Annotated in this window: 17 protein-coding genes; 10 read left to right on the top strand and 7 right to left on the bottom strand. The window is 67.1% G+C overall.

Features of this window, described 5'->3' with window-relative positions:
- The first annotated feature begins 47 nt into the window (after positions 1-47).
- Positions 48-1715: an ATP-binding protein gene (locus G3545_RS29880; protein WP_206151410.1), complete on the top strand. Its 1668-nt coding sequence runs from the start codon at positions 48-50 to the stop codon at positions 1713-1715.
- 130 nt (positions 1716-1845) lie between these two features.
- Here G3545_RS29880 and cobT read toward each other — a convergent pair whose 3' ends face one another.
- Positions 1846-2862, bottom strand: a complete 1017-nt coding sequence (gene cobT, locus G3545_RS08985; RefSeq protein ID WP_170011766.1) for a nicotinate-nucleotide--dimethylbenzimidazole phosphoribosyltransferase — start codon at positions 2860-2862, stop codon at positions 1846-1848.
- An 86-nt stretch (positions 2863-2948) separates the two neighbouring features.
- Between cobT and bluB the strand changes: the two genes are divergently transcribed.
- The 4 genes from bluB to G3545_RS09005 all read left to right on the top strand — a co-directional run bounded on the left by bluB (position 2949) and on the right by G3545_RS09005 (position 5650).
- The gene (bluB, locus tag G3545_RS08990; protein ID WP_170011768.1) at positions 2949-3590 is read left to right on the top strand and encodes a 5,6-dimethylbenzimidazole synthase; all 642 of its coding nucleotides are present in this window, start codon (positions 2949-2951) and stop codon (positions 3588-3590) included.
- A gap of 313 nt (positions 3591-3903) precedes the next feature.
- Complete coding sequence (cobS, locus tag G3545_RS08995; RefSeq protein WP_170011770.1) at positions 3904-4680, top strand: adenosylcobinamide-GDP ribazoletransferase; 777 nt, start codon at positions 3904-3906, stop codon at positions 4678-4680.
- A gap of 20 nt (positions 4681-4700) precedes the next feature.
- Entirely contained in the window at positions 4701-4925 is a 225-nt protein-coding gene (locus tag G3545_RS09000) for a DUF1289 domain-containing protein (RefSeq protein WP_170011772.1), read from the top strand.
- Positions 4922-5650 carry a TIGR02281 family clan AA aspartic protease gene (locus G3545_RS09005; RefSeq protein WP_170011774.1) on the top strand — a complete coding sequence of 243 codons (729 nt, stop codon included), beginning with the start codon at positions 4922-4924 and terminating at the stop codon, positions 5648-5650. The genes G3545_RS09000 and G3545_RS09005 overlap by 4 nt, the downstream gene beginning before the upstream one ends.
- Before the next feature lie 134 nt (positions 5651-5784).
- Here the strand turns inward: G3545_RS09005 and G3545_RS09010 are convergent, their stop codons facing one another.
- Entirely contained in the window at positions 5785-6621 is an 837-nt protein-coding gene (locus G3545_RS09010; RefSeq protein ID WP_170011776.1) for a sulfite exporter TauE/SafE family protein, read from the bottom strand.
- Between the two features lie 316 nt (positions 6622-6937).
- Between G3545_RS09010 and G3545_RS09015 the strand changes: the two genes are divergently transcribed.
- The 5 genes from G3545_RS09015 (at position 6938) to rnk (ending at position 9905) form a co-directional block, all read left to right on the top strand.
- Complete coding sequence (locus tag G3545_RS09015; RefSeq protein WP_170011778.1) at positions 6938-7147, top strand: DUF1427 family protein; 210 nt, start codon at positions 6938-6940, stop codon at positions 7145-7147.
- A 24-nt stretch (positions 7148-7171) separates the two neighbouring features.
- The gene (locus G3545_RS09020; protein ID WP_170011780.1) at positions 7172-7366 is read left to right on the top strand and encodes a DUF1427 family protein; all 195 of its coding nucleotides are present in this window, start codon (positions 7172-7174) and stop codon (positions 7364-7366) included.
- Positions 7367-7379: 13 nt separating this feature from the next.
- Positions 7380-8438 carry an acetamidase/formamidase family protein gene (locus G3545_RS09025; protein WP_170011782.1) on the top strand — a complete coding sequence of 353 codons (1059 nt, stop codon included), beginning with the start codon at positions 7380-7382 and terminating at the stop codon, positions 8436-8438.
- A 119-nt stretch (positions 8439-8557) separates the two neighbouring features.
- Complete coding sequence (locus tag G3545_RS09030; RefSeq protein WP_170011784.1) at positions 8558-9274, top strand: GntR family transcriptional regulator; 717 nt, start codon at positions 8558-8560, stop codon at positions 9272-9274.
- Positions 9275-9500: 226 nt separating this feature from the next.
- Complete coding sequence (gene rnk, locus G3545_RS09035) at positions 9501-9905, top strand: nucleoside diphosphate kinase regulator (RefSeq protein ID WP_170011786.1); 405 nt, start codon at positions 9501-9503, stop codon at positions 9903-9905.
- A gap of 133 nt (positions 9906-10038) precedes the next feature.
- Here rnk and dusA read toward each other — a convergent pair whose 3' ends face one another.
- The 5 genes from dusA to G3545_RS09060 all read right to left on the bottom strand — a co-directional run bounded on the left by dusA (position 10039) and on the right by G3545_RS09060 (position 15375).
- Complete coding sequence (dusA, locus tag G3545_RS09040) at positions 10039-11037, bottom strand: tRNA dihydrouridine(20/20a) synthase DusA (protein ID WP_170011788.1); 999 nt, start codon at positions 11035-11037, stop codon at positions 10039-10041.
- A 518-nt stretch (positions 11038-11555) separates the two neighbouring features.
- A complete protein-coding gene (locus tag G3545_RS09045; RefSeq protein ID WP_170011790.1) occupies positions 11556-13316 on the bottom strand; it encodes an ABC transporter substrate-binding protein in 1761 nt (586 codons plus the stop codon).
- Between the two features lie 73 nt (positions 13317-13389).
- Positions 13390-13683, bottom strand: coding sequence for a DUF2160 domain-containing protein (locus G3545_RS09050; protein WP_170011792.1), 294 nt, complete (start codon positions 13681-13683; stop codon positions 13390-13392).
- A 13-nt stretch (positions 13684-13696) separates the two neighbouring features.
- The gene (locus tag G3545_RS09055; RefSeq protein ID WP_170011794.1) at positions 13697-14488 is read right to left on the bottom strand and encodes a carbohydrate ABC transporter permease; all 792 of its coding nucleotides are present in this window, start codon (positions 14486-14488) and stop codon (positions 13697-13699) included.
- On the bottom strand, positions 14485-15375 hold the full coding sequence (locus tag G3545_RS09060) for a sugar ABC transporter permease (RefSeq protein WP_170011796.1): 891 nt from the start codon (positions 15373-15375) through the stop codon (positions 14485-14487). The genes G3545_RS09055 and G3545_RS09060 overlap by 4 nt, the downstream gene beginning before the upstream one ends.
- Position 15376 lies beyond the last annotated feature (1 nt).

Genomic DNA, 15376 nt, shown 5'->3' on the forward strand with positions numbered 1-15376 from the left:
AGCCAGATGTTTAAGATGGGCACAAAGCTTTTGGCTGGCGGGGAAATATGGGCACGACGGCGACCGCCGTTCGCGAGGGGGACGAGCGGCGCGCAGGCGCTGCCGAACCGTTTGCCCGGCCCGACGCCGCCTCCCCCGGCCGCATCGCCGACCACGCCACCCCCCGCCGCACCACCAGCACCCGCAACGATGTCGGGCGCAGCGTGCGCGAGGCGCGCGACCGCCTCACCTCCACAACCGGCACCAGCCCGGCCTATGATTACGAGCTGATCCGGCTGTTCGTCGACAATCGCTCCGGCGCCACCGCGGCGATCGTGCCGATGATCATGCTGACCGGCGGCGCCAGCGCACTGTTCCTGCCCTGGACGCTCGCTGTCGGCTGGACCGTCGCCATGCTGGCGCTGCACGCGCTCACCGTGCTGCTGTGCGCGCGCTTCCGCCGCGAGAGCGCCGAGCCCGGCGTGCTCGCCCGCTACCGCGCGCTGTTCGCCACGCTCGATTTCATCGCCGCCATCGGTTGGGTGGTGCTGCTCGCCGGCCTCGTCGCCAGCCACGGTGTCGGTGCCCGCGAATTCGCGCTGCTGGCGGCGCTGGTCTATATCGCCGGCATGGCGATGCTCTCCGCGCCGATCCCGGTGGCGGTCTATGCCGGCACGTTGCCCGTCATCCTCGCCGCCTGCGGTTTCTACCTGGCGCAGGGCACCATCACCGATTACGCGCTGGCCGCCCTGATGTGCGAGGCCTCGGCCTGCTTCCTCATCGTGTCGCGCCGGCTCAACGGCATCGCGCTCGGCGCGCTGGAGGCGCGCGGCGAGAAGGATGCGCTGATCGGCGAACTGGAACAGGCGGTGGCGAAGTCCGACGACGCGCTGTTGCGCGCCGAGGCCGCCAGCCTCGCCAAGTCCCGCTTCCTCGCCCAGATGAGCCATGAGCTGCGCACCCCGCTGAACGCGATCCTCGGCTTCTCGGAAGTGATGAAGAGCGAGATTCTCGGCGCCCACGCCAACCCCACCTACCGCGAATATGCCGGCGACATCCACTCCTCGGGCCAGCATTTGCTGAACCTCATCAACGAGATTCTCGACCTCTCGCGCATCGAGGCCGGCCGCTACGAACTGAACGAGGAGACCGTGCCGCTGGCGAGCGTGGTGGAGGATTGCCGGCACCTGCTCAAGATCCGCGCCAAAACCCGCGGCATCGCCATCCACGAGCTGTACGAGGCGGAGTTGCCGCGGCTGTGGGCGGACGAGCGCGCGCTGCGCCAGATCTGCCTGAACCTGCTCTCCAACGCCATCAAGTTCACCCCGCAGGGCGGCGAGATCTGGCTGAAGGTGGGCTGGACCTATTCCGGCGGGCAGTATCTCTCGGTGCGCGACACCGGTCCCGGCATTCCCGAACACGAGATCCCGATCGTGATGGCCTCGTTCGGCCAGGGCAGCAACGCCATCAAGACCGCCGAGCAGGGTGCCGGGCTCGGCCTGCCGATCGTGAAGGGGCTGATCGACCTGCACGGTGGCACCTTCCAGCTGAAATCGCGCCTGCGCGAGGGCACCGAGGTGATCGTCACCTTCCCGAGCGAGCGCGTGATGGCCGCTTTGCCCCCGGTGCCGGACTCCATGCCGCTGGCGCCGGAAGGCCATGGCGAGGAAGAGGACCGCCTGTCCGAGATGGACCGCCCCAGGCGCCGCGCGTTCCTGACGCGGCGGGGGTGGTAGGCGTTCCACGGCTTCAACATCCTTCGAGGCCCGGCTTTGCCGGGCACCTCAGGATGAGGTCGTCTTTAAAAGAACAACCTCATCCTGAGGTGCCGCGAAGCGGCCTCGAAGGATGCTCACGCAGAGCCCCCTACCCCACCCCGGCTTCCGCAAACGTCGCCATCCCGGCGTGACACGCCAAAGCCGCCTTGATCACCCCGATCGACAGCGCCGCGCCCGAGCCCTCACCCAGCCGCATGCCGAGGTCCAGGATCGGCGCCAGCCCGAGCTTCTCCAGCACCCGCCGGTGCGCCGGCTCGGCCGAAACGTGCCCGGCGAGGCAATGGTCGATCGCGGCCGGGCTCAGGGCGTGCAGCACCGCGGCGGCCGCTGTCACCACATAGCCGTCCAGCACCACCGGCACGCGCTGCATGCGGGCGGCGAGGATGGCGCCGGCCATTGCCGCCACTTCGCGCCCGCCGAGCCGCCGCAACACCTCCAGGGGATCGTCGAGATTGCCGGCGCAGCGCTTCACCGCAGCGTCCACCGCCGCGATCTTGCGGGCCAGCACCTCGCCGGTGGAGCCGGTGCCCGGCCCCACCCACTCGCCGGCGCTGCCGCCATAGAGCCCGTGATAGATGGCGGCGGCGATGGTGGTGTTGCCGATGCCCATCTCGCCGAGGCACAACAGGTCCGGCTCGCCGGCCAGCGCCTCCATGCCGAACGCCATGGTCGCGGCGCATTCGGCCTCGGTGAGCGCGTCGCGCTCCACGATGTCGGGCGTGGGAATATCGAGCGCGAGGTCGAACACCCGCAATCCCGCGCCGAACGTGGCGCAGATCTGGTTCACCGCCGCCTTGCCATTGGTGAAGGTGTCGACCATCTGCTTCGTCACCTCGGCCGGATAGGGCGAGACGCCGCGCGCGGAAACGCCATGGGTGGCGGCGAACACCGCCACCGTAGGGCGCACCACGGCGGGGATCGCCTTGCCCTGCCAGCCGGCGAAGAAGACCGCGATCTCCTCCAGCCGGCCGAGCGCCCCCGGCGGCTTCACCAATTGGCCCTGACGCTGCTCCGCCGCCTGGCGCGCGGCAAGGTCCGGCCCCGGCATCTCGGCGATGAGGCGACGAATATCGTCGAACGGAAGCCCGGTGGCGGCGCGATGCATGGTAGGACTCTCGGCAATGGAGACGGCGCCGGGTTAGACCCGCACAAGCGGGCAGGCAAGCACCAAGCGTCGCGAGGAGGGACGAGATGTTCGAGCATCCGGTGTTCGGCGAGCGCTTCCGCGAGGAGCTCGACCGGCTGTTCCACTGGCGCCGCGACGTGCGCCGCTTCGAGCGGCGCCCGCTCCCGGAGGACAGCCTGCCATCGCTGATCGAGCGGGCCTGCTGCGCACCGAGCGTGGGCCTCAGCCAGCCCTGGCGCTTCGTGCGGGTGCGCGAATATGAGCGCCGCGCCAAGGTGCGCGCCATTTTCGAGCACTGCAACGCCGAGGCGCTGGCCCGCCAGAGCGCTGACCGCGCCAGCCTCTATGCCCGCCTCAAGCTCAGCGGCCTCGACGAGGCGCCCGAGCATGTCGCGGTGTTCGTCGATGCCGACCCGGCGACCGGCGCCGGGCTCGGGCGCGCCACCATGCCGGAGACGCTGGCCTATTCCGCCGTGCTCGCGATCCACACGCTGTGGCTCGCCGCGGCTGCCGAGGGCATCGGCGTCGGCTGGGTGTCGATCCTCGACCCGGAGGCGGTCGCCAGCGCGCTGGAAGTGCCGGCCGGCTGGCGGCTCGTGGGGTATCTGTGCATCGGCTATCCGAGCGAGCATTCCGAAGTGCCGGAGCTGGAGCGGGCGGGTTGGGAGCACAGGTTGCCGGTGCGGGAGTTCGTGCTGGAGCGGTGAGTTCTTTTCCCCACCCCACTCGCGTCATCCCGGCCGGAGCGCAGCGCAGAGCCGGGATCGCAAGAAGGGGTTGCTCGGCACCTTCCTGCGATCCCGGATCGGCCGTTGGCCGTCCGGGATGACGATGGTGGGGAGGAAGAAACGGTCGCTCTGCGCGAGCATCCTTCGAGGCCGCCTGCGGCGGCACCTCAGGATGAGGTTGTTGTTTTAGAAGCAACCTCATCCTGAGGTGCCCGGACGCAGTCCGGGCCTCGAAGGATGCCCGCGCAGAGCCACCCTTCCCAAACCGCCGCCCACCAGCGATGTTGCCGGCATGACCCTGCCCTTCCTCACCGGCCTGCCGGCGGCGCTGCGCTTCTTCACCCGGCTGCCGGTGCCGGGCGAGCCGGAGGGCGGGTTCGACATCGACACCATGGCCCCCGCCCTCCCTTTGGTCGGCGCCCTCGTCGGCGCCATCGGCGCGGCCATCCTGCTCCTTGCCCTCGCATTGAACCTCGGCGGCCTGATCCCCGGCGCGCTCGCCATCGCCGCCATGATCGTGGCCACCGGCGGGCTGCACGAGGACGGCCTTGCCGACACCGCGGACAGCCTCGGCGGTTATGATCCCGTCCGCCGACTGGAGATCATGAAGGACAGCCGCATCGGCGCGTTCGGCGTGCTGGCGCTGGTGCTCGCGCTGCTGCTGCGCGCCGGCACGCTGGAAGCGCTGGCCGCCGCCAGCCCGTGGATTGCGGCCGCCGGGCTCGTTGCCGCGGCCGCCACCTCCCGAATCGCCGGGCTGTGGCTGCTGCACGCTTTGCCCCCGGCGCGCGCCACCGGCGCCTCCGCGAGCGCCGGGCGGCCGGGCGCCCGCCCCCTGCTCGTCGCCGCTGTTGCGGCATTTTTGATCGCGGCGGTGCTGGTAATCCTATCCCTCGGCGCCCTCGCCCTGATCGCCGCCCTGCTCGCGGCAAGCCTTGCAGCCTATGGGGTTCAGCGCCTTGCCGCGCGGCTCTATGGCGGCCAGACCGGCGATGTCGCAGGCGCGGCCATTAGCCTTTCGGAGATTGCCTTCCTGCTGGCGCTGACTATCTTCGCCCGTCCATTCTGAAAAGGATGCGAACAGGATCCATGACGGCCGCCTCCACCCCTTGCATCCGTGTCTGCACGCTCGACCCGACGGGCCGGCTGTGCACCGGGTGCGGCCGCACCATTGAGGAAATCGGCGCATGGGGCGCACTGGACGAGGCGACGCGGCGCGCCATCATGGCGGGCCTGCCAAGCCGTCTCGCAAGCGCGGGTCGACGGTTGAGCGCGTGCAATCTGGGAGTCAGCACGGTGGAGCTGCCGCGATGAATTCCGATCGCTTCATGTGGATCGTGATCATCGGCCTTGCCGTCGGCATCGGGCTGATCGCCTTCAATGCGCAGCATGGCGAGATCGCCGGCATCGCGCTCGGCGATTTCGCCCAGCTGGTGGCCTATGGCGCCATTGCGCTGGTGGTCGGCGCCGGCGTCGTCGCCGCCTTCACCGGCCGGCTCGGCGAGGCGCTGCGCGCGATCCTCCTGTGGGCGGTGATCTTCTGCGTGCTCGCCGCCGGCTACACCTATCGCTACGAGCTGCATGCCGGCGCCTATCGCATCCTCGCCGAGATCGCTCCCGGCTATGCGGTGCCGCTGGCCCATGGCGACGGCCCGGCGATCGAGGTGGCGCGGGCGCGCGACGGCGATTTCAACATCCGCGTCGAGGTCAATGACAGCCGCATCCCGATGCTGGTCGACACCGGCGCCTCCAGCGTGGTGCTGACCCCGGAGGATGCCCGCGTGGTCGGCCTGCCGGTGGATTTCCTGCGCTACGACATCCCGATCGACACCGCCAATGGCCGCGGCAAGGCGGCCTCGGTGGTGCTGGACAAGGTATCGATCGCCGGCAGCATCGAGGAGCGCCGGGTGCCGGCGCTGGTGGCCAGCCCCGGCACGCTGAAGCACAGCCTGCTCGGCATGACCTTCCTCTCCCGGCTGGAGAGCTTCGAGATCCGCGGCGAGAAGCTGGTGATGCGCGCGCGACCGGTGGAGAAGTGAGGCGGGCGTTCTGCTTCAACATCCTTCGAGGCCGCTGCGCGGCACCTCAGGATGAGGTTGATCTTAAAAGAAGAACCTCATCCTGAGGTGCCCGCCAATGGCGGGCCTCGAAGGATGTTGAAGCCGATCAACCCTCAGGCGAACATCCCCACCACAAACCGCATCCCGACGATCAGCAGGTACAGCCCGAACCCGACCTCGAGCTGGCGCTTGGTGAAGGCGTGGGCCAGCCTGGCGCCGAGCGGGGCCGCCAGCGTGGCGATGCCGCCGACCAGCAGCGCGCCGGGCACCGAGACATAGCCGAGCGACAGCGGCGGCAATTCGGACATATGCGACAGCCCGCCGACGATGTAGCTGATGGTCCCCGGCACCGCGATCAGCGCGCCGAGCCCGGCGGAGGTGGCGATGGCCTGGTGGATCGGCACCTTGTAAAGCGTGAGGATCACGCTGGCGATGCCGCCGCCGGATATGCCGATCAAAGGCGAGACCAGCCCGACGCCGAAGCCGTACGTGTTCATCAGCGCCGGGCCGGGCAGCTCGTTGCCGAGCGTCCAGGAGGCGCGGCCGAACAGCAGCTTGAACGACATCAGCACCGCAAACGCGACGAAGGCGAACTTCAGCACGCGGTCCGGCGAGACGGTGGCGAGCATGCCGCCGACAATGACGCCGATCACCAGCGGCAGCGCCCAGCGCCTGAGCGCATCCGCGCGCACCGCGCTGCGCGCCCGGTGCGCCATGTAGGAGCGCAGCGCGGTGGGCACGATGATGGCGAGCGAGGTGCCGACCGCCAGATGCATGCGCGCGGCTTCCGGCACGTTCATGATGGTGAAGACCTCGAACAGCACCGGCACCACGATGGCGCCGCCGCCAATGCCGAACAAGCCGGCCAGAATGCCAGTCGCCAGCCCCGCCGCGAGCAGCGCGGCGGTGAGCCAGAGGATCTGGTCGAGGGGAATCGTGGAAATGTCCATGGGCCGTGCTTCTAGCGCACGGCGGCATTTATCGCACTATCAATGAATTCAGAGCTGGGGTGCGCCGGGTGGGCATCCTTCGAGGCCGGCCTCCGGCCGGCACCTCAGGATGAGGTTCATCTTTAAAGCGCGACCTCATCCTCAGGTGCCGCGTAGCGGCCTCGAAGGATGCTGAAACAGAGCGCGCCACCGCTTCATAACATTTTAGTTGCGCAAACTGACATGTCAGTTTAGCGTTCTGACATCCGGTCACCGCGGCACCCAAGAATCGCCTGCCGGACAACAGATCGAACCGTACAATCGAGGAAACGCCACTATGCACTACGTATATGTAGGGCGTAACGAACTTGTTGCGCTCGTCGTCGGCCTGATTACCGGCACGCTCTACTCGTATCTCAACCTGCCTATACCTGCGCCTCCGGTGCTCGGCGGGATTTTCGCGATCATCTTCACCTATATCGGCTATTTGATCGTGCAGAAGTCGCGCAACGCCATCAGTTTCGGCCGCCCGCCGGCCGGCAACTGAACGCGAAACACGGAGGAAACGGACATGCTTGAGATCGGTATCGGCGCGACGGAATTGCAGGCCGCGGCCGTCGGCCTGGTGACGGGCCTCATCTACACTGCGGTGCGCGCACCCATTCCCGCCCCCAATGTGCTGGGCGGCATCTTCGCCATTCTCGGCACTTTCGTCGGCTTCGCCGTCGTCGCCGCCGCGCGCGGCCAACTTGCCTTTGCATTTTAGGAAGGAAACGCCAATGAACGCCCATAACCCCGTGATCGCGGCGGCCGGCACCCGCTACCATGAGCTGAAGGCCACGCTGGAAACCGTGCAGTGGGGCGCCTTCAATGGCGCGGTCGCGCCGGTGCTGAGCGTCGCCTCCGGCGACATCGTGAAGATCGAGTGCCTCTGCCACCATGCCGGCGATGCGCCGGAGCTGCTGATGGATGACGCCATCCGCGCCATCTATGACGGCATCCCCGAGGAGAAGCGCACCCCGGGCGTGCACATCCTCACCGGCCCGATCTATGTCGAGGGCGCCGAGCCCGGCGACACGCTGGAATGCCGCGTGCTCGCCATGGAGCCGCGCCTGAAGCACGGCGTGAACTTCCAGGGCAAATGGGGCCTGCTCGACAAGGAGTTCGGCAGCCGCGAGCACGTCGTCATATTCGAGGCCGACATGAAGGCCGGCACGGCGCGCGCGCTATTCCAGTTCCCTTATGACAGCCCGCCGGAGCGCGGCGTGCCCGGCCGCTACACCACCGTGCCGCACGCGGCGCGCACGCCGGCGCTGGAGGGCATCGTGGTGCCGCTGCGCCTGCATTTCGGCACCGCCGGCGTGTGCCCGCCCGCCGACGGCCCGATCAGCACCGTGCCGCCGGGCGTGCATGGCGGCAATGTGGACAATCGCGAATTCGTCGCCGGCACCAGCATGTTCTATCCGGTGCATCGCAAGGGCGCGCTGTTCTGGGCCGGCGACACCCATTTCGCCGAGGGCGACGGCGAGGTGAACGGCACCGCGATCGAGGCCCATGTGAACGCCACCATCCAGCTGGTGCTGCATAAGGGGAGCCGCGCCAAGAACCCGATCCTGGAGACCCCCGATCTCTGGATCTGCCACGGCTTCAGCGAGGATCTCGACGAGGCGGTGCGCGAGGCGGTGCTGGAGATGATCGACCTGCTCGGCAAGGAATGGGGCCTGTCGCGCGAGGAGGCCTACACGCTGTGCAGCGTCGCCGGCGACCTGCGGGTGACGCAGGTGGTGGATGGCGTGAAGGGCGCGCACATGGCGATGCGGCGCGACCTCAAGCGCTGACCCCTGCGCTTTCCGGGGGATTTCCCATCCAAGACAACTTGCAGGCGCTCGCGCGCCTGCATTTTTTCGTCCGGATCGGTTAAGGCTGGCGGTCTCGACCCACCGCCGACGAGCCCGCGATGAAAACGCCGTCCGCCGCACGCAAACGCGCCCCGGTTTCCGCAGGCGCCGCCCCGGGTGACGCCTCGCCCGAGCCGCAGGCGCGCCAGGCCTATCGGCTGATCGAGGAGATGATCGTCACGCTCGAACTGCCGCCCGGCAGCAAGATCTCGGAAGTCTCGCTCAGCAAGCGCCTGAACATCGGCCGCACGCCGATCCGCGAGGCGCTGCAGCGGCTCGCGCTGGAGGGCACGGTGCGCGTGGTGCCGCGCTCCGGGGTGTTCGTCTCGGAGATCGACCTCGCCGACCAATTGGGCATGCTCGAAGTGCGTCGGGGCCTGGAGAACGTGCTCGCCGGGCGCGCCGCGCGCCTCGCCTCGAATTCGCTGCGCGTCGAATTCACCGCGGTCGCCAAAGCGTTCGATCACGCCGAGAAGACCCGCGACGGCGCCGATTTCAGTGCCGCCGACCGCGAGTTCAATGCCCTCGTCGTCAAGGCGGCCAACAGCAAATACGCCACCCACGCCATCGGCCCGATCGAGGCGCAGACGCGGCGCTTCTGGTACCTCTATTTCAAGGAATTCGGCGACGTGCAGCAGGTGAGCCAGCTGCATGCCCGCATCGCGCGGAGCATCGCCAAGGGCGACGAGCCCGGCGCCCGGCAGGCCTCTGACGCGCTGATGGACTATGTCGAGCAATATACCCGCAAGACCCTGCAGGTGCTCGGCGTCAGCTGAGCGCGACGGGGTTGACAATTCAGGTATTCGCGCCGACCTTCAGCGCATGAACACCGTGAGCCGCACCACCATATTCCGGATCGTCCCCATCGCGGGATAGTTGCCCGGCTCGGATGCCCCGAGACCGGGGCTGTTCATACTTCCAAACTCCATTCGGACGCTGCGTAAGATTGACGGCACGTTGGGTGCTTCCGGCATTTGATCGCGCGTCCTCCTGAGGAAAACCATGGTCAAGCCCAGAATCACCATCTCGTCCACCGACCACGAGGTCCTGACCAAGATCGCCAACGGCTTGATGGACACCCGCCCCGTGCTTGCCGAAGCGCTGCTCGCCGAGCTGGAGCGCGCCAAGGTGGTGCGCGCCAACGCGGTGCCAGAACGCTCGGTGCAGATGGGCAGCATGGTCGATTACACCACCGCGGACGGCAAGGCGCGCCGGGTGCAGCTGGTCTATCCCGCCGAAGCGGACATCGCGGCCGGCCGGATCTCGGTGCTCACCCCGGTCGGCACCGCATTGCTGGGCCTCAGCGTCGGCCAGTCGATCGACTGGGTCGGCAATGACGGCAAGCAGCACGTGCTGAACGTGATCGCAGTCGAGCCGGGCTTCTCACCGATTCCGGGCGGGAAGTAGCGGGGGCCACGCGAGCATCCTTCAAGGCTCGCTGACGCTCGCACCTCAGGATGAGGTCGCTTTTATAAGAACCACCTCATCCTGAGGTGCCCGGCAAAGCCGGGCCTCGAAGGATGTTGCAGCAGAGCGACCCTCACGCCGCCGCCAGCCGGCGCTCCAAGGCACGACGCACTTCACCGACCGCATCGCGCAGCACGCCGATTCCCGCGCCCGCCTTCACGCCCTCGATCGCCAGCCGGCGACGGAAGGCGCGCGCCCCCGGCTGGCCGGTGAACAGGCCGAGCATGTGCCGGGTGACATCATGCAGCCGCCCGCCGGCTTCGACATGGCGGGCGACGTAAGGCTCGAACGCCTCCACCGCGGCAAACGCATCGGCGTGCGGCGCCGGCTCGCCGAACAGCGCGGGATCGACTTCGAGCAGCAATTCCGGCTGGTGATAGGCGGCGCGGCCCAGCATCACGCCGTCGACATGATCGAGCTGCGCCTTGACCGTCGCGATGTCGGCGATGCCGCCATTGATCGCGACCGGCACATGCGGCAGGCGGGCCTTCAGCCGATACACCCGGTCATAATCCAGCGGCGGGATATCGCGGTTCTCCTTCGGCGAGAGGCCCTCCAGCCACGCCTTGCGGGCATGCACGATCAGCGCGTCGGCGCCCTTCGCCAGCACCGCGTCGGCCAGCGCGTCGAGCGCGGCTTCCGGGTCCTGCTCGTCGACGCCGATGCGGCACTTCACCGTGACCGGGATCGCCACTTCCGCCTTCATCGCCGCGACGCAGTCCGCCACCAGCGCTGGCGCGCGCATCAGGCAGGCACCGAAATTGCCGCCCTGCACGCGGTCCGACGGGCAGCCGACATTGAGGTTGATCTCGTCATAGCCGCGCTCGGCGCAGATCGCCGCGGCCTTGGCCAGCGCCTCCGGGTCCGAGCCGCCGAGTTGCACCGCGACCGGGTGCTCGATGTCGGAGAAGCCGATCAGCCGGTCGCGGTCGCCGAAGATCACGGCATTGGCGGTGACCATCTCGGTATAGAGCCGGGCGCGGCGCGACAATGTGCGGTGGAAGGCCCGACAATGCGTGTCGGACCAGTCCATCATGGGCGCCACTGAGAATCTATGCAGTTGGAAACTCATGGTCTTTTCTAGCAGTCTCAATCCGTTGGACGATGCCGGGTGCACACGATCTTACGCCTCTGAGCGACGTCTTTTCGATCTTCATATCAAGGAGATGTGTGCCGTCGGCAAGGCCCCCTTCGCTCAAGGGCCCGCGGCCGTCCATGGTCTTCCGGTGAAGGTCGAGCCAATCGACCTGGCCCGCATCGCGTTGAAACGCCTCGGGCTCGTCGTCATGCGGGAACCCATCGAGCGGTATTTGGCGCGCACCCTCAGCCGTCATTCCCGGGCAAAGGCGACCTAATAGGTCGCCGTCTTATCGGGAGACGCCGAGGCAGCAGCCTCGGCTTTCCCCGGGGATCCACGTCCTTGCGCAACCGTGGATGGCCGGGACAAGCCCGGCCATGACGATGTTGGGAGCTCCCTCTCCCCGACGGGGAGAGGGTTGGGGTGAGGGGCCAAGCGAGACACCGCTCTCCCCCTCACCCGGCGCCTGAGGCGCCGACCTCTCCCCAGCGGGGAGAGGTAAAATAGACGCCTCAGTTGGACTTCTTCGGCGGGGTGGCGGGCCAGCTCTTGATGAGGGTGTCGTAGTCCACCGTCTCGCCCTGCGGCTTCTCATTGGCGAGCTTGGGCTGCGGGGCCAGCGTGCCGTTCTTCTTGGCCTGCTCGACCCAGTACGCCATGCTCTCCTTCTTGTTCAGCTTCGGCCCGCACTCACCCTGCACGCCGGAACGCTCGATCCGCTCCATCACCGATTCCTGCGCCGCGGCGAGGCTGTCCATGGCGGCCTGCGGGGTCTTGGCGCCCGACGAGGCGTCGCCGATGTTCTGCCACCACAGCTGCGCCAGCTTCGGATAGTCCGGCACGTTGGAGCCGGTCGGCGACCACTGCACGCGCGCCGGCGAGCGGTAGAACTCGACCAGGCCGCCGAGCTTCGGCGCACGCTCGGTCATGGTCTTGTCCCAGATGTCGCTCTCGCGGATGAAGGTGAGGCCGACATGGCTCTTCTTCAGCGAGACCGACTTCGAGGTCACGAACTGGGCGTAGAGCCACGCCGCCTTGCGCCGCTCCAGCGGGGTCGACTTCAACAAGGTCCAGGAACCCACGTCCTGGTAGCCGAGCTTCATGCCGTCCTTCCAGTACGAGCCGTGCGGAGACGGCGCCATGCGCCACTTCGGGGTGCCGTCGGCATTCATCACCGGCAGGCCGGGCTTCACCATGTCGGCGGTGAAGGCGGTGTACCAGAACATCTGCTGGGCGATGTTGCCCTGCGCCGGCACCGGGCCGGCCTCCGAGAAGGTCATGCCGCCAGCCTGGGCCGGCGTGTATTTCTTCAGCCACTCGATGTACTTGGTGATGGCATAGACCGAGGCCGGGCCGTTGGTGTCGCCGCCGCGGTCGACCGAGGAGCCGGTCGGCCGGCAGCCTTCCATGCGGATGCCCCATTCGTCCACCGGCAGGCCGTTCGGCAGGCCGCGATCACCATTGCCGGCCATGGACAGCCAGGCATCGGTGAAGCGCCAGCCGAGCGAGGGGTCCTTCTTGCCGTAGTCCATGTTGCCATAGACCTTCACGCCGTCGATGGTGCCGACATCGTTGGTGAAGAACTCGGCGATGTCCTCATAGGCCGACCAGTTCACCGGCACGCCGAGCTCGTAGCCGTACTTGGCCTTGAACTTGGCCTTGTAGTCGGCGTTGGTGAACCAGTCGTAACGGAACCAGTACAGGTTGGCGAACTGCTGGTCCGGCAGCTGGTAGAGCTTCTTGTCCGGAGCCGTGGTGAAGCTGAGGCCGATGAAATCCGGCAGGTCCAGCGTCGGCGAGGTGACGTCCTTGCCCTCGCCCGCCATCCAGTCGGTGAGGTTGATCGCCTGCTTGTAGCGGAAATGGGTGCCGATCAGGTCCGAGTCGTTCACCCACGCATCGTAGATGTTCTTGCCCGACTGCATCTGCGTCTGGATCTTCTCCACCACGTCGCCCTCCTGGATGAGGTCGTGGGTGAGCTTGATCCCGGTGATCTCGGAGAACGCCTTGGCCAGGGTCTTGGCCTCGTACTCATGGGTGGTGATGGTCTCGGAGACGACATTGATCTCCATGCCGGCATAGGGCTTGGCGGCATTGATGAACCACTGCATCTCCTTCATCTGGTCTTCCTTCGACAGCGTCGAAGGCTGGAACTCGTTGTCGACCCATTTCTTCGCGGCGGCCTCGTCGGCCCGCGCCGCGCCCGCGCAGGCGAGGAGCGCCATGGCGCTCGCCGCCAGCATCAGCCGCATTCTCGATCGTGACTGCAACATGGTCTTCCTCCCGTTTCTAATGACTTGTCGTCACTGATATTGGCCCCGACGCGCGCAGACGCGGCGGGGGTATTCACACGAGGCGGAACACCGCCAGCGCGTAGACAAGGCACACGGCGAGCGCCCAGGTCAGGTCGGGACCGGCGAGGCCGATCCAGCCGAGACAGATGAAGGCGCTGCCGAGCAGGCTGATGAAGAGCCGGTCGCCGCGCGTGGTCGGGATGCGCAGCACGCCGACCCGCTCGCGCTCCGGGAACCAGACCGCGAGCAGGGTGAAGACGGTGAGCAGGCCGGCAATGGCGGCGAAGAACAGCCCGGTCTGCCAGGTCCAGGCCATCCAGGCGAAGCTCTCGGAGAGGTGTTCCATTGTCCCGCCCTCCTCACACCCGCCCGAGGGCGAAGCCCTTGGCGATGTAGTTGCGCACGAACCAGATCACCAGCGCGCCGGGAATGATGGTCAGCACGCCGGCGGCGGCCAGCAGGCCCCAGTCGGTGCCCGCCGACGACACGGTCTGCGTCATGATCGCGGAGATCGCCTTGCTGTTGGTCAGGGTGCGGACCAGCAACAATTCGACCCAGGAAAACATGAAGCAGAAGAAGGCGGCGACGCCGATGCCGGATGCTATCAGCGGCGTGAAGATGCGGAAGAAGAAACGGGGCAGGGAATAGCCATCGAGACGCGCGGTCTCGTCGATCTCGCGCGGCACGCCCGACATGAAGCCTTCGAGGATCCAGATGGCCAGCGGCACGTTGAACAGGCAGTGCGCCAGCGCCACCGCCCAGATGCTGTCGAACAGCCCGATGGCCGAATAGAGATTGAAGAAGGGCAACGCGAACACCGCCGGCGGCGCCATGCGATTCGACAGCAGCCAGAAGAACAGATGCTTGTCGCCGAGAAAGCGATAGCGCGAGAAGGCATAGGCGGCGGGAAGCGCGATCACCAGCGAGATGATCGTGTTCAGCACCACGTAACCGATCGAATAGAGATAGCCATTGTACCACGAGGGCTGGCTGAAGATGGTGTAGTAGTTCTCGAAGGTCAGCTCCTGCGGCAGGAGCGTCATCGCGCCGATGATCTCCCGGTTGGTCTTCAGGCTGAGATTGATGAGCCAATAGATCGGCAGGATCAGCTGCACGAGATAGAGGCCGAGCACGACGCGCCGGGCGATCATCCACGGGCTCCCTTGTTATCGGTCGTGACCATGACGGTGTAGAACACCCAGCAGACGGCGAGGATGATGAGCGTGTAGACGATCGACATCGCGCCCGCCTTGCCGAGGTCGAACTGGCCGAGCGCGAGCTTGACGAGGTCGATCGACAGGAAGGTCGTGGTGCTTCCCGGCCCGCCGCCGGTGACCACGAACGGCTCGGTGTAGATCATGAAGCTGTCCATGAAGCGCAGCAGCACGCCGATCAGCAGCACGCGGTTCAGCTTCGGCAGCTCTATCCGGGTGAACACCGCCCAGCGCGAGGCGCCGTCGATGCGCGCCGCCTGGTAATAGGCGTCGGGGATGGATTTCAGGCCGGCATAGCAGAGCAGCGCGATGAGGCCGGTCCAGTGCCACATGTCCATGATGACGAGCACGGTCCAGGCGGCGAAGATGTTGTTGGTATAGTTGAACGGAATGCCGACGGCGTTGATGGTCCAGCCAAGCAGGCCGATGTCGCTGCGCGAATAGAGCTGCCACATCATGCCCACCACGTTCCACGGAATGAGCAGCGGCATGGCGATGAAGACGAGGCACAGCGCCAGCGCGATGCCCGATCGCGGCATGCTCAGCGCGACGGCGATGCCGAGCGGCACCTCGACGGCCAGGATGATGAGCGAGAACAGCGTGCTCCGTCCGAGGCTCGCAAAGAAACGGCCACCGAGTTCGCTGGAGGGATCGAGCAGTTCGGAAAACCAGCCGAGCCCGTTCCAGAAGAACTGGTTGTTGCCGAAGCTGTCCTGCACCGAGTAATTCACCACCGTCATCATCGGGATGACGGCGTTGAACACCACGATCGCGAAGGCCGGCAGGATCAGGAACCAGGCCGCGTTGTTGATGGGCTTGTCCATC

This window comes from Starkeya sp. ORNL1 (assembly GCF_012971745.1).
GTDB lineage: Bacteria > Pseudomonadota > Alphaproteobacteria > Rhizobiales > Xanthobacteraceae > Ancylobacter.

Excerpts from the sequence above, each read along its gene's own strand:
- G3545_RS09045 (WP_170011790.1), bottom strand. The coding sequence starts at position 13,316 with ATGTTGCAGTCACGATCGAGAATGCGGCTGATGCTGGCGGCGAGCGCC.
- G3545_RS09030 (WP_170011784.1), top strand. The coding sequence starts at position 8,558 with ATGAAAACGCCGTCCGCCGCACGCAAACGCGCCCCGGTTTCCGCAGGC.
- G3545_RS09015 (WP_170011778.1), top strand. The coding sequence starts at position 6,938 with ATGCACTACGTATATGTAGGGCGTAACGAACTTGTTGCGCTCGTCGTC.
- G3545_RS09020 (WP_170011780.1), top strand. The coding sequence starts at position 7,172 with ATGCTTGAGATCGGTATCGGCGCGACGGAATTGCAGGCCGCGGCCGTC.
- G3545_RS09005 (WP_170011774.1), top strand. The coding sequence starts at position 4,922 with ATGAATTCCGATCGCTTCATGTGGATCGTGATCATCGGCCTTGCCGTC.
- G3545_RS09025 (WP_170011782.1), top strand. The coding sequence starts at position 7,380 with ATGAACGCCCATAACCCCGTGATCGCGGCGGCCGGCACCCGCTACCAT.
- G3545_RS09000 (WP_170011772.1), top strand. The coding sequence starts at position 4,701 with ATGACGGCCGCCTCCACCCCTTGCATCCGTGTCTGCACGCTCGACCCG.
- dusA (WP_170011788.1), bottom strand. The coding sequence starts at position 11,037 with ATGAGTTTCCAACTGCATAGATTCTCAGTGGCGCCCATGATGGACTGG.
- cobT (WP_170011766.1), bottom strand. The coding sequence starts at position 2,862 with ATGCATCGCGCCGCCACCGGGCTTCCGTTCGACGATATTCGTCGCCTC.
- G3545_RS29880 (WP_206151410.1), top strand. The coding sequence starts at position 48 with ATGGGCACGACGGCGACCGCCGTTCGCGAGGGGGACGAGCGGCGCGCA.
- rnk (WP_170011786.1), top strand. The coding sequence starts at position 9,501 with ATGGTCAAGCCCAGAATCACCATCTCGTCCACCGACCACGAGGTCCTG.
- G3545_RS09050 (WP_170011792.1), bottom strand. The coding sequence starts at position 13,683 with ATGGAACACCTCTCCGAGAGCTTCGCCTGGATGGCCTGGACCTGGCAG.
- cobS (WP_170011770.1), top strand. The coding sequence starts at position 3,904 with ATGACCCTGCCCTTCCTCACCGGCCTGCCGGCGGCGCTGCGCTTCTTC.
- bluB (WP_170011768.1), top strand. The coding sequence starts at position 2,949 with ATGTTCGAGCATCCGGTGTTCGGCGAGCGCTTCCGCGAGGAGCTCGAC.
- G3545_RS09060 (WP_170011796.1), bottom strand. The coding sequence starts at position 15,375 with ATGGACAAGCCCATCAACAACGCGGCCTGGTTCCTGATCCTGCCGGCC.
- G3545_RS09055 (WP_170011794.1), bottom strand. The coding sequence starts at position 14,488 with ATGATCGCCCGGCGCGTCGTGCTCGGCCTCTATCTCGTGCAGCTGATC.
- G3545_RS09010 (WP_170011776.1), bottom strand. The coding sequence starts at position 6,621 with ATGGACATTTCCACGATTCCCCTCGACCAGATCCTCTGGCTCACCGCC.